Source organism: Pseudomonas sp. KBN12P06040 (genome assembly GCF_037574965.1).
Classification (GTDB): domain Bacteria; phylum Pseudomonadota; class Gammaproteobacteria; order Pseudomonadales; family Pseudomonadaceae; genus Pseudomonas; species Pseudomonas aeruginosa.
Genome location: NZ_JBBELS010000001.1, coordinates 2,840,770 through 2,864,883 on the forward strand (window position 1 = coordinate 2,840,770; position 24,114 = coordinate 2,864,883).

The following is a 24,114-nucleotide window of genomic DNA, read 5'->3' on the forward strand; positions in this document are numbered from 1 at the left end:
CCTGCATCGAGGCCCTTTCCTTGGAAAACCTTGCTTAACCTCGCCGGGCCCCTACCCGCCAAGGAGTAACGATATGGACATCCGCAGCCCGCTGAACCAGTGCATCGCCCTGTCCCTGGCCGGCATCCTGTTCCTCAACCCGATCGTCGCCGCGGCGGCGGGGCTGGCGCTGGACAAGGCCGCCGGCGGCAACACCGGCCTGGGCCAGGCGGGCAACGGCGTGCCCATCGTCAATATCGCCACGCCCAACGGCGCCGGGCTGTCGAACAACCATTTCCGCGACTACAACGTCGGCGCCAACGGGCTGATCCTCAACAACGCCACCGGCAAGACCCAGGGTACCCAGCTCGGCGGGATCATCCTCGGCAACCCCAACCTCAAGGGCCAGGCGGCGCAGGTGATCCTCAACCAGGTCACCGGCGGCAACCGCAGCACCCTAGCCGGCTACACCGAGGTGGCCGGGCAGTCGGCGCGGGTGATCGTCGCCAACCCGCACGGCATCACCTGCCAGGGCTGCGGCTTCATCAACACGCCGCGCGCGACCCTCACCACCGGCAAGCCGATCATGGACGGCCAGCGCCTGGAGCGCTTCCAGGTGGACGGCGGCGACATCGTCGTCGAAGGCGCCGAACTGAACGTCGGCAACCTCGAACAGTTCGACCTGATCACCCGCAGCGCCAAGCTCAACGCCAAGCTCTACGCGAAGAACCTCAACATCGTCACCGGCCGCAACGACGTCCAGGCCGACAGCCTGCAGGCCACGCCGCGCGCCGCCGATGGCAGCGAGAAGCCACAGCTGGCGATCGACAGCTCGGCGCTGGGCGGGATGTACGCCGGGGCGATCCGCCTGGTCGGCACCGAGCAGGGCGTGGGGGTGAAGCTGGCCGGCGACATGGCCGCCAGCGGCGGCGACATCCGCATCGACGCCAGCGGCAAGCTGAGCCTGGCCCAGGCCTCCAGCCAGGGCGACCTGAAGATCGCGGCCCAGGCCGTGGAGCTGAACGGCAAGACCTACGCCGGTGGCAGCGCCGAGATTCGCAGCGCGGAGGAACTGGTCAACCGGCAGAGCCTGGCGGCGCGCGAACGCATCGCGCTGGAGGCGGCGCATATCGACAACGCCGGGGTGATCGAAGCCGGCGTCGAGCCAGACGAGCGGCGCAACGCGCGCGGCGACCTCGAGCTGCGCAGCGGCACCCTGCGCAACGCCGGCAGCCTGGTGGCCAGCCGCGCGCTGGAAGCGAAGGCGAGCCAGGCGCTGGACAACCAGGGCGGCAGCCTGAAGGGGGCGACCGTCCGGGTCGACGCCGGGCACCTGGACAACCGTGGCGGCAAGCTGCTCGCCGAGGGCGAACTGCGGGTCGAGGCGAGCAGCCTGGACAACCGCCAGGACGGCCTGTTGCAGAGCCGGGACCGCGCCGTGGTCAAGACCCGTGGCGATCTCGACAACCGTGGCGGCCAGGTCGTCGGTCTGAACGAGCTGCAGGTCCAGGCTGCCGCACTGGACAATCGCAGTGCCGGTCTCCTTTCCAGCAAGGGAGACATGGACATCGAGGTCGCTCGTCTGGACAACAGTGTGGGCGGCAAGCTGGTCAGCGAGCGCCGTACGCTCTTGAAGGCGGATCGGCTCGATAATCGCAGCGGTCGCATTGTCGCCGGCCAGGATCTCGACTTGAGCTCTCGGTTGATCGACAACCGAGCGGGCGATATCTCCAGCACGTCGAGGGTGGTGGCGAGCGCTCGCGAACAGTTGGACAACCGCGGTGGCAAGATCGTTGGTGACAGTGGCCTGGACATCACAACGCCACGCATGCTCAACCAGGACAAGGGGGTACTCGCCAGCCGCGATGGGCTGCGCCTGAGCGCTACGGAGTTGTTCAACGGCGGGGGAGGCCTGCTGTCCAGCCAGAAGGGTATCGACGTCTCCCTGGCCGGTGCGTTCGATAACCAGGCCGGCAGCCTGGACAGCCGGGGCTTCCTGACGGTGAAGTCAGCCTGGCTCGACAACCAGGGCGGTACGCTATCCAGCGCAGGGGCATTGGCAGTGACCAGCCAGGGCGCCCTGAACAATCAGGGCGGCAGACTGGCGAGCGACGCCGGACTTAGCTTGAGCAGCGCCAGCCTCGACAACAGCCAGGCCGGTGCGATCAGTGGCAAGGGGGCCGTGGAGATTCGTACCGGCAACCTGAACAACAGCCGGAAAGCCAGTATCGGCAGCGATGCGGGACTCACCCTGGTCGCCGCTCGGGTAGACAACAGCCAGGCGGGCCGGATCGCCGCCAAGGGTGTGATCGATGCGGATCTCCAAGGGCTGGACCAGCATGACAGGGGCAACCTGGTCAGCGATACCGGCATCACGCTCGATCTGAACAAGGGAAGCCTGGTCAATCGCGCTCAAGGCCTGATCGCCACGCCTGGCACCTTGCTCCTGCGCCAACTCGGCGTGGTGGACAACAGCGGTGGGGAAATCTCCAGCGACCGCGCGTTCACTCTTGCCACCTCCGCGTTGAACAACCAGGGGGGACGCCTGCTCAGCGGCGGAGCCCTGACCTTGCGTATCGCGCAGGCCCTGGACAACAGCCTCGAGGGGATTGTCTCCGGTGCTGGAGGTCTGGATATCCAGGCATTCGTCCTGGACAACCGTAGTGGCTCCATCGGCAGCAAGGGCGCCATCGATATCGGTGTGACCCGCCTGGAAAACGACGCTGGCACACTGATCGCCGAACGCGGCCTGAAGCTGGTAGCCGATGAGGCGAACAGTTCCAAGGGGCGTATCGCCGCCAATGGTAGCCTGCATGCCAAGGTTGGCACGCTGAGCCAGAAGGGAGGAGAACTGACCAGTCAGGACTCGCTGACTCTCGACCTGGGCATCCTAAACAATAACGCTGGCCGTATCGCTGGCAACCAGGGCGTGGACATCACGGCCCGGCAGGTGGACAACAGCGTCGGCGAGATTGCCAGCCAGGGCGTGGTGGCGCTGAACCTCACTGAGCAGCTGGACAACCGTGGCGGCAAGATCGTCGGTGACAGTGGTCTGGGCATCACCGCGCCGCACGTGCTCAACCAGGACAAGGGGGTACTCGCCAGCCGCGATGGGCTGCGCCTGAGTGCTACGGAGTTGTTCAACGGCGCGGGGGGCCTGCTGTCCAGCCAGAAGGGTATCGACGTCTCCCTGGCCGGTGCGTTCGATAACCAGGCCGGCGACCTGGACAGCCGGGGCTTCCTGACGGTGAAGTCAGCCCGGCTCGACAACCAGGGCGGTACGCTATCCAGCGCAGGGGCATTGGCAGTGACCAGCCAGGGCGCCCTGAACAATCAGGGCGGCAGACTGGCGAGCGACGCCGGACTTAGCTTGAGCAGCGCCAGCCTCGACAACAGCCAGGCCGGTGCGATCAGTGGCAAGGGGGCCGTGGAGATTCGTACCGGCAACCTGAACAACAGCCGGAAAGCCAGTATCGGCAGCGATGCGGGACTCACCCTGGTCGCCGCTCGGGTAGACAACAGCCAGGCGGGCCGGATCGCTGCCAAAGGTGCGATCGATGCGGCTCTCCAAGGGTTGGACCAGCATGACAGGGGCAGCCTGGTCAGCGATACCGGCATCACGCTCGATCTGAACAAGGGAAGCCTGGTCAATCGCGCTCAAGGCCTGATCGCCACGCCTGGCACCTTGCTTCTGCGCCAACTCGGCGTGGTGGACAACAGCGGTGGGGAAATCTCCAGCGACCGCGCGTTCACTCTTGCCACCTCCGCGTTGAACAACCAGGGTGGACGCCTGCTCAGCGGTGGAGCCCTCACCTTGCGTATCGCGCAGGCCCTGGACAACAGCCTCGAGGGGATTGTCTCCGGCGCCGGAGGTCTGGATATCCAGGCATTCGTCCTGGACAACCGTAGTGGCTCCATCGGCAGCAAGGGCGCCATCGATATCGGTGTGACCCGCCTGGAAAACGACGCTGGCACACTGATCGCCGAACGCGGCCTGAAGCTGGCGGCCGATGAGGCGAACAATTCCAAGGGGCGTATCGTCGCCAAGGATGAACTGCGTGCCAAACTCGGTGCGCTGGTGCAGAACGGGGGAGAACTGACGACTCAGGGCGCGCTGGCCCTCGACGCCGACAAAGTCGACAACGGCGCTGGTCGCATCGCCGGCAACCGAGGTGTGGTCATCGATGTCCGGCAGGTGGACAACCGTGCCGGCGAGATTGCCAGCCAGGGCGTGGCGACGCTGAATCTCACTGAGCAACTGGACAACCGTGGCGGCAAAGTCGTTGCTGACAGTGGTCTGGGCATCACCGCGCCACGCGTGCTCAATCAGGACAAGGGAGTAATCGCCAGCCGCGATGGGCTGCGCCTGAGTGGTACCGAATTGTTCAATGGCAATGCCGGACTGCTCAGCAGTCAGAGACATATAGAGGTCACTCTGGACGGCGTGCTGGACAATCAGGGCAAGGGCGCGCTGCTCAGCGACGGTACCCTGACGGTGAGCGCCGGGCGCATACACAACCAGGACGCCACTCTGTCCAGCGCCGGTGCGCTGAGACTGAGCAGCCAGGAGGCGGTGGACAACCGTGGCGGCAAGTTGGTGACGGACTCCAGCCTGCGCCTGACCAGCGCCAGCCTGGACAACAGCCGATCAGGGATCATCAGTGCCAACGCTGCGGCGGAGATCCATACCGGGGTTCTGAACAACAGCCAGAAAGGCAATCTTGGCAGTAATGACGGGCTCGGCCTGATTGCTACTGAGGTGGATAACAGCCAGGAAGGTCGGATCACTGCCAAAGGCATGATCGACGCAAATATCAAGGGACTCGATCAGCAGGGGAAAGGGCGGCTGGTCAGTAATGCCGGCATCATACTCGACCTGAACGAGGGAACCCTGGCCAATGGCGCTCAGGGCCTGATCGCCACGCCTGGAACCTTGCTCCTGCGCCAACTCGGCATGGTGGACAACAGCGGCGGGGAAATTTCCAGCGACCGAGCCTTCACACTCACCACCTCCGCGCTGACCAACCAGGGTGGCCGCCTGCGCAGCGGCGGTGTACTGACGTTGCGCATCGCCCAGGCTCTGGACAACAGCCTCGAAGGTGTTCTCTCCGGCACCGGAGGCCTGGATATCCGGGCGCTTGCCCTGGACAACCGCAGTGGCTCCATCGGCAGCAAGGGCGCCGTCGATATCGACGTGTCCCGTTTGGAAAACGATGACGGCGACCTGCTTAGCGAAGGTCGTCTGAAACTGACTGCCGAGCGAGCGAACAGTGTCAGGGGACGGATCGCGGCCAGGGGTGACCTGCACGCCAGCGTGACAGCCTTTAACCAGGCGGGTGGCGAATTGAGCAGCGAGGGTGCGCTGATGCTCGAGGCCGATAGCCTCGACAACCGCAGCGGCGGTCTGGTCAGTGCTGATGGCAACCTGACCGTTTCCGCCCGGAGGATCGACAACCGTGCGGGCGAAATCGCCAGCCCGGGCCAGGTGACACTGGACGTCGCCGAGCAGTTGGACAACCGAGGCGGCAAGGCCATCGGCGATAGCGGACTTCGCCTCGCCGCGCCACGGGTACTCAACCAGGACGGCGGGGTACTCGCCAGTCGTGATGGGCTGCGCCTGAATGGCGCCGAACTGTTCAATGGCAACGGCGGCCTGCTCAGCAGCCAGCAAAGCATCGACGTCATTCTGGACGGCGTATTGGGCAATCAGGCGGGCAGCTTGAGCAGCCAGGGACGCCTGAGCGTGAAGAGCGGTCGGCTGGACAACCAGGGCGGTGCAGTCTCCAGCGCCGGGACCTTGTCGCTTTCCAGCCAGGGTGCGTTGAACAACCAGGGGGGCAGGGTGGTCACCGACGCCGGTGCCGTCCTGCGCAGCGCCAGCCTCGACAACAGCCAGGGCGGCATCGTCAGCGCCAAGGGGGCCGCGGAGATCCGTACTGGCAGCCTCAACAATAGCCAGAAGGGCGGCATAGGCAGCGGTGCCGGGCTCGCGCTGGTCGCGGACCTGGTGGACAACAGCCAGAACGGCCGGATCACTGCCAAGGGTGCGATTGATGCCAACCTGAAGGGGCTGGATCAGCAGGGCAGCGGCAGGCTGGTCAGCGATACGGCCATCGCACTCGATCTGCGCGGGGGAGAACTGGTCAACCGTGCTCAGGGCCTGATCGCCACGCCTGGAGCCTTGCTGCTGCGGCAACTGGGTGTCGTGGACAACAGTGGCGGTGGCGAGATATCCAGCGATCGAAGCTTTACCCTCGCCGCGACCGCGCTGAGCAACCGGGGTGGCCGCGTGATCAGCGGCGACTCCCTGACCCTGCGCATCGCCCAGGCACTGGACAACAGCCTCCAAGGCGTTCTTTCCGCAAGCGGGGGGCTGGATGTCGCTGCACTCGTCTTCGACAACCATAGCGGCATCGTTGCTAGCAAGGGCGATACACACATCGGGGTGAACCGCCTGGAGAACGAGGCAGGCCGCGTGGTCAGCGAAGGCGCCCTGGATCTGACCGCCAAGCAGGTGAGCAGCGCCAAGGGGCGCATTGCCGCGAAGGGCGATCTGCAGGTCACGGTTGGCACCCTCGAGCAGCAGGGTGGAGAACTGGCCAGTCAGGGGACGCTGACTCTCGACGCCGATAGCCTGGATAACCGCAATGGCGGCCTGGTGAGCGCCGATGGCGGGGTCACCGCCGAGGCACGCCAGATCGATAACCGCGGTGGGGAAATATCCAGCGTGGCCAAGGTGGCTCTGGCTGTCCGGGAACAACTGGACAACCGGGGGGGCAAGGTGATCGGCGACAGTGAGCTGAGCCTAACCGTGCAGCGCCTGCTGAACCAGGCCAAGGGTGTGCTCGCCAGTCGCGATGGATTGCACCTGGACGGCGCTGAACTGCTCAATGGCGATGGCGGCCTGCTCAGCAGCCAACGCCTGGTGGATGTAACGCTCAGTGGTGCATTGGACAACCAGGGGAGCGGTGCACTGGTCAGCGAAGGGTCGCTGACAGTGAAGGCCGACCAGGTCAATAACCAGGTGGGGACTTTCTCCAGTGCGGGTAGCCTGCTCGTTACCAGCCGGGGCGAGTTGAACAACCAGGGTGGCAGGTTGGTGACCGATGCTGGAGCCACCCTGAACAGCACTGGCTTCGACAACAGCCGTGCGGGCCTGGTCAGTGCGAAAGGGGCTGTGGCCATTCGTACCGGAGCCCTGAACAACAGTCAGAAGGGATCCATTGGCGGCAATACGGGCGTCACCCTGGTCGCCGGGTTGGTCGACAACGGCCGGGAAGGACGGATCAGCACCAAGGGTACGCTCGACGCCAACCTGAAAGGGTTGCTTCAGCAGGGGGGAGGCTCGCTGGTCGGCGAGCGCGGTGTCACCCTCGACCTCAACGGTGGCACCCTGGACAACCACGACCTCGGTCTGGTTTCAACGCCTGGCGCGCTCCTGCTGCGCCAACTCGGCATGGTGGACAACAGCGTCGGCGGAGAGATATCCAGCGACCGTGCTTTTACCCTCGCCGCCAACACACTGAACAATCAGGGCGGGCGGCTGATCAGCAGCGAAGCTTTGACCCTGCGCATCGCCAAGACACTGGACAACAGTCTCAAGGGGCAGGTCCTGGCGACCGACGGACTGGCCATCGAGTCTCAGGTCTTGGACAACCGTGCGGGAACCATCGGCAGCAAGGGCGATGCCCGTATCAGCGTGACCAGCCTGGACAACGCCGAACAAGGCAGCCTGGTGAGTGAAGGCCGCCTGGAGCTTGTAGCCGACCAGGTGAGCAACGGCAACCAAGGCCGTATCGCCGCCCGAGGCGTGCTGGAGGCGGCGGTCGGTACGCTGCTCCAGCAAGGCGGCGAACTGGTCAGCCAGGGGAGCCTGGACCTTCGCGCCGACACGCTCGACAACAGCCAGTCCGGGCTGATCGCCGCGAATGGCGGCATCGCTATCGAGGCGCGGCAGGTCGACAACCGCGCCGGCGAGATTTCCAGCACCTCGAAGGTCGCCGTGAACGCCCGCGAGCAACTGGACAACCGCGGCGGCAAGGTCATCGGCGACAGCGGCCTGCGTCTCACCGTGCAGCGCCTGCTGAACCAGGCCAAGGGGGTGCTGGCCGGGCGCGACGGCCTGAGCCTGGACGGCGGCGAACTGTTCAACGGCGACGGCGGTCGGCTCGACAGCCAGAACAGCCTGAGCGTGAGCCTCGGCGGCGTGCTGGACAACCAGGGCGGCGCGCTGGTCAGCGAAGGCAGCCTGACGGCGCGCGCCGCGCGCCTGGACAACCGTGGCGGGACCTTCTCCAGCGCCGGTGCGCTGGCGCTGACCAGCCAGGCCGCGCTGGACAACCAGGGCGGCAGGCTGCTCAGCGATGCCGGCGTGACGCTGAAGGGCGCCAGCCTCGACAACAGCCGTTCCGGCGTGATCAGCGCCAAGGGCGCGGTGGATATCCGCACCGGCGTGCTGGACAACAGCCGCAACGGCGGCATCGGCAGCAACGCCGGCATCACCCTGGTGGCCGCCCGGCTGGACAACGGCCAGCAGGGACGGGTCAGCGCCAAGGGCCTGCTCGACGCCAACCTGAAAGGCCTCGACCAGCGCGGAGGCGGCGTCCTGGTCAGCGAAACCGGCGTCACCCTCGACCTCAATGGCGGCACGCTGGTCAACCGCGACGGCGGCCTGATCGCCACGCCCGGCGCGCTGCTGCTGCGCCAGCTCGGCGCGGTGGACAACGGCGCCGGCGGGGAAATCTCCAGCGACCGCGCCTTCACCCTCGCCGCCGCCAGCCTGGACAACCGCGGCGGGCGCCTGATCGGCGCCGACAGCCTGACCCTGCGCATCGCCCAGGCCCTGGACAACAGCCTGGGCGGGGTGATCTCCGGCGCCGCCGGCCTGGACATCGCGGCCGCTCGCCTGGACAACAGCGCCAAGGGCACCCTGGCCAGCCGCGCCGGCATCGACCTGCGCGTCGATGGCGCGCTGGACAACCACGCCGAAGGCACCGTCTCCGGCGCCCGCCTGACGCTCGCCAGCGCCTCGCTGGACAACCGCGGCAAGGGCCTGCTCTCCGGCAACGCCGGCCTGAGCGTCGCCACTGGCGCGCTGGACAACGCCGAGGGTGGCCAACTGATCAGCCAGGGCGTGCTGGACGTCAGCAGCGCCGACCTCGACAACCGTGGCGGCGCCCTCAGTGGCAAGCAGTCGCTGCGCCTGAGCGCCGCCAACCTGGACAACCGTGGCGGCCTGCTCACCAGCGACGGCGAACTGGAACTGACGGCAGGGCGCGTCGATTCCGCCGACGGTGGCGAAATCTCCGCCCGGGGCGACCTGCGCCTGACGGTCGAGCGCCTGGTGCAACGCCAGGGTCGGCTGATCGGCGAGCGCGGCGTCAGTCTCGACCTGCGAGGCGGCGACCTGGATAACCAGGGCGGCCTGATCAGTGCCCGCGGCCCGCTGAGCATCGAGCGGCTGAACGTCCTCGACAACCGCCAGGGCGGCGAGATTTCCAGCCAGCAGGGCTTCGAGCTGCTGGCCAGGCGCATCGACAACGGCCAGCAGGGGCGCATCATCAGCGCCGGGAAACTGCGCCTGGACGCCGACGCGCTGGGCAACGCCGGCGCCGGCCTGCTCTCCGGATGGCAGGGCCTGACGGTGACAGGCGGGAGCCTGGACAACAGCGCCGGCGGCACCCTTTCGAGCAAGGACGGCGAGCTGGCCATCAGCCTCGGCGGCGCGTTGGACAACCACGGCCAGGGCGCGCTGGTCAGCAAGGGCGCGCAACGGATCGACGCCGCCAGCCTGGATAACGCCCAGGGCATCGTCTCCGGCGAAAGCGACGTGACCCTGAGCATCGCCGGGAAGCTGGACAACGGCCAGGGCGGCCTGGTCTCGGCGCAGCGCGCGCTGAGCTTCGAGCGCGACGATACGCTGCTGAACAACGCCGGCGGCCGGATCAACGGCGGCAGCCTGCTGCTCAAGGGCGCCAGCCTGGATAACAGCGACGGCCAGTTGATCAGCCAGGGCCGGCTCGACGCCATCCTCGGCGGCGCCCTGGTCAACACCGGCGCGGCGCGCCTGGCCAGCGGCGGCGACCTGCTGCTGCGCAGCGCCAGCGTCGACAACCGCGGCGGCAAGCTGGTCAGCCAGGGGCTGCTGGAGATCAGCGCCGGCAGCCTCGAAAACAGCGCCTCCGGCACCCTCGCCAGCCAGGCCGACATGAGCCTGCGCCTGGGCGGCGGCGCCCTGCGCAACCAGCAGGACGGCCTGATCTTCAGCCAGGCCGGCGCCCTCGAGGTGCAGGCCGGCAGCCTGGACAACCGCCAGGGCACGCTCCAGGCCCAGGGCGACAACCGGCTGCGTATCGGCGGCGCGCTGGACAACCAGGGCGGCCGCCTGGACAGCCGGGCCGGCAACCTCGACCTGCAGAGCGGCAGCCTCGACAACGGCGCCGGCGGCGTGCTCAACAGCGCCAAGGGTTGGCTGAAGCTGGTCACCGGGTTGTTCGACAACAGCGCCGGCGTTACCCAGGCGCAGTCGCTGGAGATTCGCGCCGGGCAAGGCGTACGCAACCAGCAGGGCCATCTCTCGGCGCTGGGCGGCGACAACCGCATCGTCACCGCCGACTTCGACAACCAGGGCGGCGGCCTCTACGCCAGCGGCCTGCTCAGTCTCGACGGCCAGCGCTTCCTCAACCAGGGCGCGGCGGCGGGCCAGGGCGGCAAGGTCGGCGCCGGGCGCATCGACTTCAGCCTGGCCGGCGCGCTGGCCAACCGCTTCGGCCAGTTGGAAAGCGAGAGCGAGCTGCACCTGCGCGCCGCCGCGATCGACAACAGCGGCGGCAGCCTGCGCGCCCTTGGCCGCAGCGGCAGCACGCGGCTGGTCGCTGGCGGCCTGAACAACGCCTACGGCGTGCTGGAAAGCGCCAACCAGGACCTCGACCTGCAACTGGGCAGCCTGGCCAACGCCGGCGGGCGCATCCTCCACACTGGCAACGGCACCTTCGGCCTGGATTCCGGGCAGGTGATCCGCGCCGGCGGCGAACTGACCACCAATGGCCTGCTGGACATCCGCGCCAGCGAATGGACCAACAGCAGCGTGCTGCAAGCCGGACGCCTGAACCTGGACATCGGCACCTTCCGCCAGACGGCCGAGGGCAAGCTGCTGGCGGTGCAGTCCTTCACTGGCCGCGGCGGCGACTGGAGCAACGACGGCCTGCTGGCCAGCGACGGCAGCTTGCGACTCGAGCTGAGCGGCGGCTACCGTGGCAACGGCCGCGCCACCAGCCTCGGCGACTTCGCCCTGAACGCCGCCAGCCTCGACCTCGGCAATGCCGCCAGCCTCGCCGGCGGCGCCAATGTCACGCTTGGCGCCGGCAACCTGCTGGTCAACCGTGGGCGGATCACCGCTGCCGGCGACCTCGTGGCCAGCGCCGCGAGCCTGAACAACTACGGCACCCTGGGCGGCGGTGGCAACCTGCGATTGAACGCGCCCGCCCTGCTCAACGAGCGCGGGTTGCTGTTCAGTGGCGCCGACATGACCCTGCGCGCCGGCGACATCACCAACCTCTACGGGGATGTGTACAGCCTCGGCAGGCTGGATATCGCCCGCGACGATGCGGGGGGCTGGGCAAATCGCTTGGAGAACATTTCCGGGAATTTAGAGAGCACAGGTGATATGCGTTTCTCCGTGAGTTCACTTCTCAATAGAAGGGAAACCCTAGAGATTGAAGGTGACTTGCAGAATAGCGCTATTGGCGTCCGCTGTACGGGGTGTCAGCTTTCTGAGAGGTGGGGAAAAACTAGGTCTTCGAGCGAGCTTGTCTGGATCAGGGAATATAAGTCTACATTGGGAGAGTCTTCTGCCGCTGCTTCAATTACGGCTGGTCGAGATCTGCTTGTTGTAGGTGCAAGCCTGCAGAATATTGCTTCTAATATAAGTGCTGTAAGAGACGCCACGCTATCTCTGAGTAATTTCGAAAACAAAGGTTATGCGTTAGGGGAATATGCGGTCAGGGGCGTTTATTCGCCGCCGAGTAAATTTGGCGAAGAATTGCTTATGCGCATATTGGCGTATAACGCTGTCAACGATCCCAGTTATGGGGAGGGATATGCGAGCACAGGGGGGAGACTTCCGAATATTCATTATTTCGACAAGAATTTTAATGAAAAAGTCTCTCCGCTGGAGGTCATTCATGGAAACGGGAAAAATGGTGGGCCGGGTTGGCACCTGTACTTCGGTACCTTAGATGTTGAGTATCCGGGCACAGATCGCTGGAATAAGGCTATTGGACGAATACCGGCGCCGAATTATTCATCGAAAAAAACGGATGCTATTCCAGATCTACTTAAGGGATTGGCTCCTCTCGATGAGTTGACGATTAACAAAGGGGCGAACTCAACGGTTGGTGCTGTCGTGCAAGCTGGCGGTCGTGTAACGGTGAATGCTGCGGAGAGTTTCAATAACTCTGTCCTACAGGGATTTCAGGCCGTTCAGGAAACCCAGTTACCTCATCAGGACATAGCTGTTTCAAGCACGACGAGCGCCGTAGTGACTCTGAAGAGTCAACTGCCAGCGGATTTGGCAAGGCAACAGATCAATCCTCTCACCTTGCCGGGCTTCAGCCTGCCTCAAGGCCAGAATGGGCTCTTCCGCCTGGCGTCCCAAGGAGCCCAGGTGAACCAGGCAAGTGGTGCTCTGAAATCCGCCAGCGATCTCACCCAGAGCGGCCATGGCGTATCTGTATCCGCACAGGCAGGCAGTGACGCAAGTGGCTGGAGTACCCAGGCGCGTCGTGTCGGCGATGATCGGGTCACCTCGCTTACCGGTTCCGCCTATCAAGGCCGGGTAGCTGAGGCTATCGATGCGCTACGGGCTTCCGCGCCAATCTCGGGCGACGGGGGAAACACTGGCCGTTTCCAGGCCGGTGAGCACCAGGCGACCACGGGACTGGGTGGACTCGTCGAGGGCAATGCATCGGGTCACAGCGGCAATGGCGTCATCCTCGCCGATCTGCGCGGTGGTCTACCCTCGTTCTCAAGCCTTCCCGCGGCTGATCGTATTCAAGGCACAGCGCCCGGTCACGATGGGAATGGAACTATTCTCGCCAATTGGCAGGGTGCGCAGGCGACGGTCCAGGCCTCGCCTTCGACAGTGCGTGTAGAGGGGGTAGTTTCCAGTCCAGGTGGCAATGGCAGCATCCTTGCCGATCTGCCGGCTGAGCAGTCGTCGGTGCAGGCACTGCCTTCGGCCGTTAGGGCTCAGGGCAGCCTGCCTCGCCTCGAAGAGCGGAGCGCCGTTCTTGCCGAGCCTCCGGTTGGGCAGCCAGCGTTGCAAACCCTGCCGTCGGTTGCGCGCGTTGAGGGCGTGCCCAGCAATGCCACACCGAGCAACAGCCACAAGTATCTGATCGAGACCAACCCGGCGCTCACCGAGCTGAAGCAGTTCCTCAACTCGGACTACCTGCTCGGTGGCCTGGGTATCAATCCGGATGACAGCAAGAAGCGCCTGGGCGACGGTCTATACGAGCAGCGCCTGGTACGCGAAGCGATCGTCCAGCGTACGGGGCAGCGCTTCATCGCCGGATTGAACAGCGACGAAGCGATGTTCCGCTATCTGATGGACAACGCCATCGCCAGCAAGGACGTATTGGGACTGACCCCTGGCGTCACCCTCAGCGCCGCCCAGGTGGCCGCGCTGACCCACGACATCGTTTGGCTGGAAGAAGTCGAGGTGAATGGCGAGAAGGTCCTCGCCCCCGTGGTCTACCTGGCCCAGGCCGAGGGGCGGTTGGGCCCGAACGGCGCGCTGATCCAGGGGCGCGACGTGAACCTGATCACCGGCGGGGACCTGAGGAACGCCGGTACCCTGCGCGCGCAGAACGACCTCAGCGCGACAGCCGGCAACATCGACAACAGCGGCCTGATCGAGGCCGGCAACCGCCTCGACCTGCTGGCCAGCGGCTCCATCCGCAATGACCAGGGCGGCATCATTGCCGGGCGCGAGGTAAACCTCTCCGCCCTTACCGGAGACGTCATCAATGAACGGACGGTGACCCAGCACCAGTCCTCCTACAGGGGAACCGGTACCACTGAGGCATTTGCCGATAGCGCCGCGCGTATCGAGGCTGCGCAGAAGCTGACCGTTTCGGCAGGTCGCGATGTAGCCAATATTGGCGGTGTCATCGACAGCAAGGGCGACCTCGCCTTGCAAGGCGGCAGGGATGTCCTGGTTTCGGCTGCGGTAGCGGAGCGGGGCTGGACGGCAGGAAGCCAGGCATACCAGACCCAGACGACCCAGATGGGCGCCGAAGTCGTGGCGGGGCGCGATATCAGCGTCAGCGCCGGACGCGATATCAGCGTCGTGGGCAGCCGCATCGACGCTCGTCGCGACGTGACATTCGAGGCGGGTCGCGATGTGGGCCTGGTCGCGGCTGCCAACGAAGAGCATGCCTATGGCAAGACCAAGAAGGTCACTTTCCAGGACGACAAGATCACCCAGCAGGCCACTCGCGTGGACGCTGGCGGCGACCTGGCGATCAATGCCGGACAGGACCTGCGCCTGATCGCGAGCCAGGCCAGCGCCGGCGACGAAGCCTACCTGGTGGCCGGCGACAAGCTGGAGCTACTGGCCGCCAACGACAGCAGTTACTACCTCTATGACAAGAAGAGCAAAGGCAGCTTCGGTAGCAAGAAGACCCGGCGCGACGAAATCACCGATGTGACGGCAGTGGGCAGCCAAATATCCAGCGGCGGCGACCTCACCCTGCTCAGTGGCGGCGACCAGACCTACCAGGGCGCGAAGCTGGAATCGGGCAACGACCTGGCCATCGTCAGCGGCGGCGCGGTGACCTTCGACGCGGTGAAGGACCTGCACCAGGAGAGCCACGAGAAGAGCAAGGGCGACCTGGCGTGGCAGTCGTCGAAGGGCAAGGGCCAGACCGACGAAACCGTACGCCAGAGCCAGCTCGTCGCCCAGGGCAACCTGGCGATCAAGGCCGTGGAAGGCCTGAAGATCGACCTCAAGCACATCGACCAGAAGACCGTGAGCCAGACCATCGATGTCATGGTCAAGGCCGATCCGAGCCTCGCCTGGTTGCGGGAGGCCGAAAAACAGGGCGACGTCGACTGGCGCAAAGTCCGGGAAGTACATGACAGCTTCAAGTACAGCCATTCGGGGTTGGGAGTCGGAGCGCAACTGGCCGTTGCCATCGTCGTGACTTATCTCACTGCCGGTGCTGCTAGTGCGGCGATTGGTAGTGCTGCTGGTGCCACCGCTGGATCAGGGACCGCGATGGCTGCTGGTACGGCCGCCACAGCTACGACTGCGGCCACCTCAGCAGGCTGGGCGAACATTGCCCTCACTGCCGCGGCGACATCCGCCGCCTCCCAAACCGCCATCAGCACCATCAACAACCGAGGTGATTTGGGAGCGGTTGCCAAAGACGTGACCTCCAGTGATGCCCTGAAAAACTACGCTGCCGCAGGGGTCAGTGCGGGCTACTCTCCGCAAAACATTGGTTTGCAGCTGTCCGTCAATGCCGCACTGAAGACCGTCACCCGGGGTGGCAGTTTCAAGGACAACCTCGGACAAGCCGCTATCGACATGATTGCGGATGCTGTTTCCGGGGCTATCTACAACGAGGTGGGTGATGCCCTGACGGGTACCGGTATACCGACTAAGGTGGCGGTCCACGCCTTGGTCGGTGGTCTGATGGCCGAAGCGGCAGGTGGAGACTTCCGTACTGGAGCCTTGGCGGCGGGTGCCAACGAAGCGGTGGTAGCGGCTTTCGGGGAGAAAATTTTCCCTGGTGAGCAGCACGAAAAACTGTTGGGCATGACCTCGAACCTGATTGGCATGACGGTCGCGGCAGCTGCTGGCGGAGACGAAAAGGCACAGGAGAAGGCTGGCTGGGTGGCGCAGCAGGCGACCCTTAACAACTATCTCTTCCATGAAGAAATGGAGGAGATGGCCAATAAGATCAAGGCGTGCGGAGGTGATCAGAACTGCGAGCAGCCGATCCGTGAACACTATGCCGACTTGGATGAACAACGAAACAAGGCATTCCCAGAGCTCTGCCGGGCCAACCTAACGTCTTGTGTCCAGATCGCCAACCGCTTGAGCGCGGAAGAACAGCTCAATGTCGATCTGATGGAAAGTTTGCGGAACGCTCAGTACAACGGTATAGCCGGTGCTATCGGCATTGCGTTCATCCCCAGTAACCGTGTATCTGCCGATCAAGCTACCCTAGAGTATGTCCGTCAGACCGGAGGCACAGCAGAGGAATTCAAAGCGGTCCTGGCTATGCTGGGTGCTGGGGTGGCTGGAGTCGGTCCCAAAACGGTTGAAAAAGCTACCAATGCATTGGATCGTTTGAAGGCACTTCAAGCGGCGAAGGGAACAGTACCGGCAGAAGTACCGGCTACTTCTGTAATAGCTAAAGAAGGTTTATACAATGAATTACGTGCTGCTCAGGCGAGGGATGCTTTAATCGGAACTACTTTGCCAGGTGCGAAGGCTCCAGTTACGGTTACAGCGGAGGGAAGCGTTGGAGGAAAAGTGTTGGTTGATACTAATCAGACGGCACGCCCTGCAATGGTTGCCGAAAATAAGCCAACTCTTATTGCGGATTTGCTTCCACTTGGCAGTCCTAACTCTTCTATGGCAAACGCTCATGCTGAAATCGCGGTTATTCAACGGGCATTCGATGCAGGCATAACAAAGGGGCAGGATATGGCAATAATTGTACGCGGAGAGCGAGTGTGTTCGTTCTGTCGATCTTCTAATAATATTTTAGCCGCAGCTGATCGTTCGGGATTGAATAGTTTGAAGCTTGTTGAAGCAGAAAGTGGCAAAATTTTTACTTGGACTCGCGGAATAGAAGGGTGGAAATAATGTTTGATCTTGAAGATGAGAAACCTATCTGTCTAGAGCTTTGCTATTTGGATAGGTCAAATTCTCCCCCTGCGGTAATTGTCGAAAATCCTGTTTGGGAGAGTATTTCTGAAGGTATTAGAAAAGTATACAAATTTGGCGGATTTGTCAGGCTCTCGGTAAATGAGCCCCAGAGTTCCCTGGTTAGAGAGCTCTCGATGGACTCTTTACCAGGGAGGTTCAAATTGGCAGTTCTAACAAGTTCACCTAACCCTAAAGAAGAGTATCTTGAATGGTGGGAGTTTGGGGATTCTCCTTTCAGAGGAGTCGTAAGGTTTGGTGATGATGAATTCGACTCTAGAACTGTGTGTGCAGATATTTCAATAGCTGAAGCGGTCTTTAAAGAGCTTTATGAAACAGGTGGCCTGGATGTAGGTCTGGCTCAAATGCGTTCGCCCTGGAACCCCAAGCCATGACCACAAGAGCATAAAGGGGACAGCATAAAGGGGACAGATTTATTTTCCCTACTCTAATTTTCTAAGCAGGGAGGCTCCAGCGCAGACGCCGTAAGGAGGCTCCGCGATGCCTAGGCAAGGGCGAGTGGTTTTACCGAATTATCAGTGAATAAAGGGGACAGATTTATTTTTCGGTGTTTATGAGCTGGTCAAGAGCTGGAGGGAAACCTATGCAGCTCTGGAGCAGTTGGCCACTTCGCCAGAGTTCCGGCAGCAATTTGGCGATAACTACCTGAAGGGGCTGGAGGAGCGCGCCGCATTCTTGACCCAGGCTTACGAGGATGCCGGCTGGCAAGGTTCGGTCACAGCTGGTGTCGAGGGCGGTAGGTTCGCTGCGGAACTTGTTGGCGTTCTGACGGCAGTGAAAGGTGGCGCGCAGATAACCGCCAAGCTGCCAACAGCAGCCAAGAACCTGGTCAACGCGATTGCGGAGTCACCTGTTTCCGGTAGTATGAGTTCGCAGCTCGGGGCAGTGGGGGACTTGGGTCGGCTGGGTGGGGGAGGTAAAGGTTATGTCGATATTCTTTCCCACGAAGCTAAACAGCATATTTTGTATGGCGACAAACCTGGGAGTGGTGGCCATATGTGGCCGGGGCAGGCAGGGAAGACAGTTTTCCCTCAAAACTGGTCGGCAGATAAGATAGTTCACGAGGTTGGTGATATTGCGACGTCCCCTAGTACCAAATGGTATGCCCAAACAGGAACTGGTGGGGTTTATACAAGCAAGGGTGATCCCGCTAAATGGGTTGCTTATGAGGTTCGTGATGGAGTTCGTATGCGCGTTGTTTATCAGCCCGCTACAGGAAAGGTGATCACAGCCTTCCCCGACAACGCACCTATCCCACCTTATAAGCCCATTAAATAGGTCTTTTATGTACGCTGATCGTATTGTCAAATTTGGGGAGAGATTCCAGGGGCGGCTAGAGTCTACGCTGCTTCAGGGAGCACTAGACTATGTTGGATACAATGAGGAAAGTCTGGCTTTTGAAGTCCTGTGTGACCATATTTGTGAATATGATGTATCTATCACGGATGAGGAATATCGCGAGGCTGTACAATTAGCCCTGGATATGGGATTTGACTTAGAGGAAGGTCCATTCAAACACTTGAAGGGTTTGAAGTCGTAGTTTTTAAAACATGCATCGTTTGCTTTTTCAAAAACCGGCCTCGGACAGCATAAAGGGGACATATTTATTTTCCCTACTCTAATTCTCTGAGCAGGGAGGCTCCAGTGCAGACGCCGTAAGGAGGCTCCGCGAAGCCTAGGCAGAGGCGAGTGGTTCTACTGAACTATCCGTTTCACGTGGTTCAGTGTGGGTAAGATCGGCAGTGGTATACAGTGGGAATGAGAAATATAAATACTAGCCAAAACTAGAGTAGGAGGAATAAATCTGTCCCCTTTTGGCTTATACTCTCATGACGAGTTTTTGAAGGAGTTTGGGAGATGACTCAGTGGCAATTGTTAGCTGATGATTTGTGGGGGGGTGAAAAAAATATATGCTTTTTTGTTCATTCTGGTGCGTGCTTCTGGGTTGTGGATGATAAGTTCAACTTCATCTTGGATGCGGAGAAGGACTATCGTGCATACCTTGATAAGGGTCATATAACTCAGGAGCAATATGCGTCGGCATGCATGACGTTTAGAGGTGGGGTGCTTAAACTTACTGCTGAGAATTTTTTGAAATATTTGAGGGCGGAGGAACGGTGGGTGTTGTCGCGGCAAGACCTAAAAGATATTTTTGTGTGCGGGCTTGATATGAGCGAGTCTTTGCATGGAAGAATTGAAGGTTACTATCTTTCTGGTGTTGAGTTGAGTGCAAGCTACTTTCATGACGCTAATACTGTTGCCTCTAGGCTTCCAATGTTCTATGTGAATTTCGATCGCAAAATTTACATGCATATGGACTGTAATCGGGCGCATGAAGAATTGGCTTACTCAGACTGGCTTGCTAAGTGTTCGGATTTTTGCCATTTAGTACCCGATAGGGAGAGGTATTGGGTTTTAGAGGGTATGGATTATTGGAAGTATAGATTTTTGCAATCGGCATAAGATGCAAAAGGAACTGCGAATACTGCTGAAGCCTCTATTCACATAAAGGGGACAGATTTATTTTCCCTACTCTAATTCTCTGAGCAGGGAGGCTCCAGTGCAGACGCCGTAAGGAGGTTCCGCGATGCCTCGGTAAGGGCGATTGGTTTAGCGAGTTATTCGCTTTGAGTGGTTTGGCGTGGGCGGTTGCTGAAATTATAGTAGTAAAAATAAATCTGTCCCCTTTTTCCTGGTCCCCTTTTTCCTATGCCGGTAAAGGGCTTATTGGCTCTGGAAGTGGAAATTTTGTGGCTCAATCTGTACCCAACAAGGCCGGAGATATGGTTTATCGGGGAATAGATACGGAATACAAAATACTAGACAATATTTCTGGTCAATTAGGAAGCAACACCTCCGCAAGAGGGGCTGTAAATATTCTAATGGAGAAAGCAGCTTGCGCAAGTTGTCTAAACGTGGCTGAGCAGTTTAAGGCGAAGTATCCCAATATCACAGTTAATATTCTTGATAATCAGGGCGTTATGCTCCGTCCGCCGAGGAAGACGCCGTAATGGAAGAACGTGTGACTTATGGAGAAATCCGGGCTTGGTTTCTGGGCAGCTATTACAACTATTGCAGGGTCAAACTCAACCACCAAAGTCCATGGGTTGAGGGAGAAAGCGAAGTAGGCTATGCCTACAGTGAGCTTGAAAACTCCTTTGATTTGCCTATTGAGAAATTAATGTTGGAAGTTTTAGTGCTTATTCTCTCGGCGGGCAGGTCTTCGGATAAAGTCAAGAGATATCATCTTGATGTTATTCATGGATTGCTAAAGGAGATCAAGCTGTCTTCTGTTCTGGATGATTTGCCTTCTGATGAGGCAGCAGAGCTAAGAGACGATCTCAGAGTGTTAGGTCTTTATTAATTAGCCCAGGGCGGGTTATTTACTTGGTGCAAAAGGAACTGCTAATTTCCCGGAAGGGATGAGCTTCAATCCTAACATCAAGAATCACCTCAGCAATTTTGATGGCCTGACGCAGAAGAGTGGGATTAGCGGTACTTATAACCTAGATGCTTTCTCTCAGGCGGTATCCAGTAATGGGGTGAAGGTACTTAGTGAAACTCCTGGCTCGGTTAAGGGAATTACGACGATTGAATATCAGATTCCTGCATATGATCGTGCTGGGAATGTAATTGGCTATAAAGCGCAGCCTTTTACTAAAACTGTATATGATCCTAAAGTTATTTCTGATCAGAAGGTTCTAGATCTCGGGCGGCAAGCTGCTGCCAGTGGTTATGTAAAAGCGGTAGCTAGTGGTGATCGTTATTATGATAGTACGGCTGGAGGTATCACCTTTAGAGTTTATCTGGATGAAAGAACAGGAGCTGTCCTTAATTTTTATCCGAAATAATAGGTGGTTCTATGAATGAATTATTTGGTCAGCCATACAACGAGGCTGACCCGTGCTGGGTAGTTATGTGCTACATGGATATAATGTACTCGGATGGTAGGTTTATTAAAGCCATTGAGTGCATTGTAAATAGGTGGGGCTATAGCACGGATGGAGCGTACTGTAATTTTCCTGATGAAAACAGTCCGTTTGATGAGGAGCACTTTGAGGGGGTTGAGTTTTCTTATGGCTATCCCCCTAAGGATGAAGACACCATTGTTGTGAGCGAGGCTGTTTGTTCTAAGTTCATTCGGCTCGCTTGTGAAAAGTATCTTCAGCGCCATCCTGTAGTGGTCAACCCATCCCGGACAGTGGGTTGAGTTTTTCTTCGGCCACCGCAGGTGGTAACCCGTCGTTGAATTGATGCGGCCTGATCCAGTTGTAGCGGTGCATCAAGTAATGACTGATGTCCCGTTGGGCCTCCTGCGCCGTCAGGTAACCCGTTGACGGGACCCACTCCGACTTCAGACTGCGGAACAGGCGCTCCATCGGCGAGTTATCCCAGCAATTCCCCCGACGGCTCATGCTCTGCTGCATCCGATAGCGCCAGAGCCGTTGCCGAAACAGGCGGCTGGCGTACTGGCTGCCCTGGTCTGAATGGAACAGCACCTGCTGTGGCCTGCCGCGCTGTTCGTAGGCCATGTCCAGGGCCTTGATCACCAGTTCGGCATCCGGCTTGGCCGAGAACGCCCAGCCGATCACCCGCCGGGTATGCAGATCCAGCACCGCGGCCAGGTAGTGCCAACGGCCTTGCGCCCAGACGTAGGTGATGTCGCCACACCACACCTGATTGGGATGCTCGGTCGCGAATTTGCGGTTCAGCCGATTCGGGATATCCGGCCGCTCAACCGTGGCCTGTTTGTAGGCGTGCGAGCCCGGTTGCTTGCTGACCAGGCCCAGCTCACGCATCAACCGACGCACTCGGAAACGGCCGATGGTCACGCCCTCTTCGCGCAGCATGCCCAGAATGCTGCGGCTGCCGGCCGAGCCCCGACTCTGGCTGAACAACTGGTTGACTTGGCTGCGTAGCGCCACGCGGCGAGCATCGACACGCCGCCGTCGAAGACGGTGGACGTAGTAGCAAGACCGCGCCACATCGAAAGCTGAACAGACCACTTCCACCGACTCCTGCTCACTCAACTGGTCTATCAGCGCGTACGATCGAGTTCGTCCGACATCAAGAGAGCGGTAGCCTTTTTTAATATCGCTTTCTCCCGCTCCAACCGGTTGATCCGGGCTTCCAGCTCCTGGATCTTTTGCTGCTCAGGCGTCAACGCCTTGCTCTTCGGGGTCACACCCTGGCGCTCCGCCTCGAGCTGCTTCACCCAACGGCGCAAGGCCGAATCCACCACCCCCAGCGAACGGCAGGCGTCGATATGGCTGTAGCCTTGGTCCAACACCAGGGCCGCGGCCTCTCGTTTGAACTCGGCGGAAAACGTACGTCGTTGCTTGCTCATCAGACACCTCTCTCACGGCGAGGATTCTCGCCTAAATCGGTGTCCGGGATCAGTAGACCACTACATCCTGAAGATACTGAGAAAGTAAAAGAGCTTTTAGATAAACTCTCTTTCTGGCCGTAAAGGGGACAGATCTGAAAGGCACTTACTTAACCCTTTTCGGATGACCGTGTTTCTTGATCACTGCCCGAGCAGATAGACGTGTGCAGGTCAGTAATGGGTAGGGCTTTGGCCTTGACCATAAAGGGGACTGACCATAAAGGGGACAGATTTATTTTCCCTACTCTAATTCTCTGAGCAGAGAGGCTCCAGTGCAGACGCCGTAAGGAGGCTCCGCGAGGCCTAGGCAGAGGCGAGTGGTTTTACTGAACTATCCGCTTCACGTGGTTCAGTGTGGTAAGATCGGCAGTGGTATACAGTGGGAATGAGAAATATAAATACTAGTCAAAATTAGAGTAGGAAAAATAAATCTGTCCCCTTTTCTCAGAGAGCAACAAGGCTATCCCAATGGAATTCCGGTTGAGGTCATGAATTTTCCAGGTGCTAAGTAGTGAAAGAAATAGAGATATTGTCAGCTCTAGAAGGGCTTGGCTGGAGATGCGACAAAGATGAGGCTGGGGATTATTTTTGCCTAGTGGACATTGGTGAAGTCCAGATTCAGATTATTCCGACTATAGGGAAGCGCTCTGATCATTTTAGGGTTTCATTAATGCCATCTGTTTCTACGAAGAATTTTACGGCGGCAGTTGCATTCGTTTTGGGTGAGGCCAGTAATTATGTGCCGATTATTGTGAGTAATGACGTGCCGGAGAAAATAGTCGATTTCTCACTGGATGATGTCGTTAGACTTTCTCAAAGTGCTATATCTTGGGCTTCTGCTCAAGATATAGAAAAAGGCTTGGCAGCTTATAGAGCTTTGCCAACAAATTCGAAGGGTGCTATGCCGTTGCGGCACTTGGCAGCTTTGGCGATAGCTGGAGACGTTAGCTGTCTTGCAAATTATCAATTCAGCTTCGAGCAGGGTGACAGATTAGGGTTTGTTCCGTATATCACCCAAGACATGATAGAGCGCGCTCTCTTGATTGCGCGAAATGTGCGTTGACGCTAATTACCCAAAGCGAATAAAGAGGAATAAAGGGGGCAGATTTATTTTCCCTACTCTAATTCTCTGAGCAGAGAGGCTCCAGTGCAGACACCGTGAGGAGGCTCCGCGATGCCCTAGGTAAGGGCGATTGGTTTAGCGAGTTATTCGCTTTGAGTGGTTTGGCGTGGGCGGTTGCTGAAATTATAGTAGTAAAAATAAATCTGTCCCCTTTTTTTCTCTCTGAACTATCCGCTTCACGTGGTTCAGTGTGGGTAAGATCGGCAGTGGTATACAGTGGGAATGAGAGATATAAACACTAGTCAAAATTAGAGTGGGAAGAATAAATCTTTCCCCTTTTTCCGCTTCGTGTCCACCCAAAGAGTATCAATGGACAGCCGGTTGATGCTCAGCATTACCCTCCAACTGGAGCAGAATTAAAGAGCTGGAGGCAACAATGAGTTTGGGGAACGTAGTGGCCGACAGGCTTGAAAGAATAGCTGTTGGTGGGTTTGATATTTTTAAAATATCAAAAGAGGCATTTAGCATTTATCAAGACCCGGGGCTTTCTCTCACGAAGGGTTTAGACGTGGCGTTGTTATCGCTGATAGCAATGGGAGAGGGGCCGGAGTTTGAAAAGACAGAAAAGGAGTTTCAGGATTTGCTGGCTGAGATTCGACAGATGTAGTTTTCAATAGCCCCGGCACTGCCGGGGCTATTTACTTCACTCCGCCGTAATCACCA

Annotated in this window: 11 protein-coding genes and 1 pseudogene; 11 read left to right on the forward strand and 1 reads right to left on the reverse strand. The window is 59.7% G+C overall.

Annotated elements, in window-relative coordinates; translation table 11 throughout:
* The first annotated feature begins 73 nt into the window (after positions 1 to 73).
* From tpsA1 to cdiI, 9 genes and pseudogenes are all read left to right on the forward strand, one after another.
* The gene (gene tpsA1 / locus VQ067_RS13540; RefSeq protein ID WP_232002103.1) at positions 74 to 16,861 is read left to right on the forward strand and encodes a two-partner secretion system exoprotein TpsA1; all 16,788 of its coding nucleotides are present in this window, start codon (positions 74 to 76) and stop codon (positions 16,859 to 16,861) included.
* Positions 16,861 to 17,316 carry a DUF6911 family protein gene (locus VQ067_RS13545; RefSeq protein ID WP_123794459.1) on the forward strand — a complete coding sequence of 152 codons (456 nt, stop codon included), beginning with the start codon at positions 16,861 to 16,863 and terminating at the stop codon, positions 17,314 to 17,316. Before tpsA1 ends, VQ067_RS13545 begins: the two co-directional genes overlap by 1 nt.
* A 172-nt stretch (positions 17,317 to 17,488) precedes the next feature.
* Positions 17,489 to 18,220, forward strand: a pseudogene (locus VQ067_RS13550) (EndoU domain-containing protein); the annotation flags it as partial.
* A gap of 7 nt (positions 18,221 to 18,227) precedes the next feature.
* Positions 18,228 to 18,482, forward strand: a complete 255-nt coding sequence (locus VQ067_RS13555) for a MafI family immunity protein (protein ID WP_046602502.1) — start codon at positions 18,228 to 18,230, stop codon at positions 18,480 to 18,482.
* Positions 18,483 to 18,799: 317 nt separating this feature from the next.
* Positions 18,800 to 19,405, forward strand: coding sequence for a hypothetical protein (locus VQ067_RS13560; protein WP_023108422.1), 606 nt, complete (start codon positions 18,800 to 18,802; stop codon positions 19,403 to 19,405).
* Between the two features lie 164 nt (positions 19,406 to 19,569).
* Positions 19,570 to 19,953 (forward strand): deaminase domain-containing protein, encoded by a 384-nt coding sequence (locus VQ067_RS13565; RefSeq protein WP_171891641.1) that lies wholly within the window; start codon positions 19,570 to 19,572, stop codon positions 19,951 to 19,953.
* Complete coding sequence (imm2, locus tag VQ067_RS13570; RefSeq protein ID WP_003089744.1) at positions 19,953 to 20,306, forward strand: Imm2 family immunity protein; 354 nt, start codon at positions 19,953 to 19,955, stop codon at positions 20,304 to 20,306. The genes VQ067_RS13565 and imm2 overlap by 1 nt, the downstream gene beginning before the upstream one ends.
* A 58-nt stretch (positions 20,307 to 20,364) precedes the next feature.
* Positions 20,365 to 20,793, forward strand: coding sequence for a CdiA family toxin C-terminal domain-containing protein (locus tag VQ067_RS13575; protein ID WP_071534352.1), 429 nt, complete (start codon positions 20,365 to 20,367; stop codon positions 20,791 to 20,793).
* Positions 20,794 to 20,804: 11 nt separating this feature from the next.
* Positions 20,805 to 21,152, forward strand: a complete 348-nt coding sequence (gene cdiI, locus VQ067_RS13580) for a ribonuclease toxin immunity protein CdiI (protein ID WP_071534351.1) — start codon at positions 20,805 to 20,807, stop codon at positions 21,150 to 21,152.
* On the opposite strand, the gene VQ067_RS13585 is transcribed toward cdiI, so the two are convergent.
* A protein-coding gene (locus tag VQ067_RS13585; protein WP_087920907.1) for an IS3-like element IS222 family transposase occupies positions 21,127 to 22,289 on the reverse strand; the annotation gives its coding sequence in 2 pieces (ribosomal slippage) (positions 21,127 to 22,034 and positions 22,034 to 22,289; 1,164 coding nt in all). The two genes, cdiI and VQ067_RS13585, sit on opposite strands and share 26 nt — an antisense overlap.
* 550 nt (positions 22,290 to 22,839) lie before the next feature.
* Between VQ067_RS13585 and VQ067_RS13590 the strand changes: the two genes are divergently transcribed.
* Both VQ067_RS13590 and VQ067_RS13595 read left to right on the forward strand, forming a co-directional pair.
* Positions 22,840 to 23,391: a DUF6990 domain-containing protein gene (locus tag VQ067_RS13590; protein ID WP_046602498.1), complete on the forward strand. Its 552-nt coding sequence runs from the start codon at positions 22,840 to 22,842 to the stop codon at positions 23,389 to 23,391.
* Between the two features lie 436 nt (positions 23,392 to 23,827).
* Complete coding sequence (locus VQ067_RS13595) at positions 23,828 to 24,058, forward strand: hypothetical protein (RefSeq protein WP_031686718.1); 231 nt, start codon at positions 23,828 to 23,830, stop codon at positions 24,056 to 24,058.
* Positions 24,059 to 24,114 lie beyond the last annotated feature (56 nt).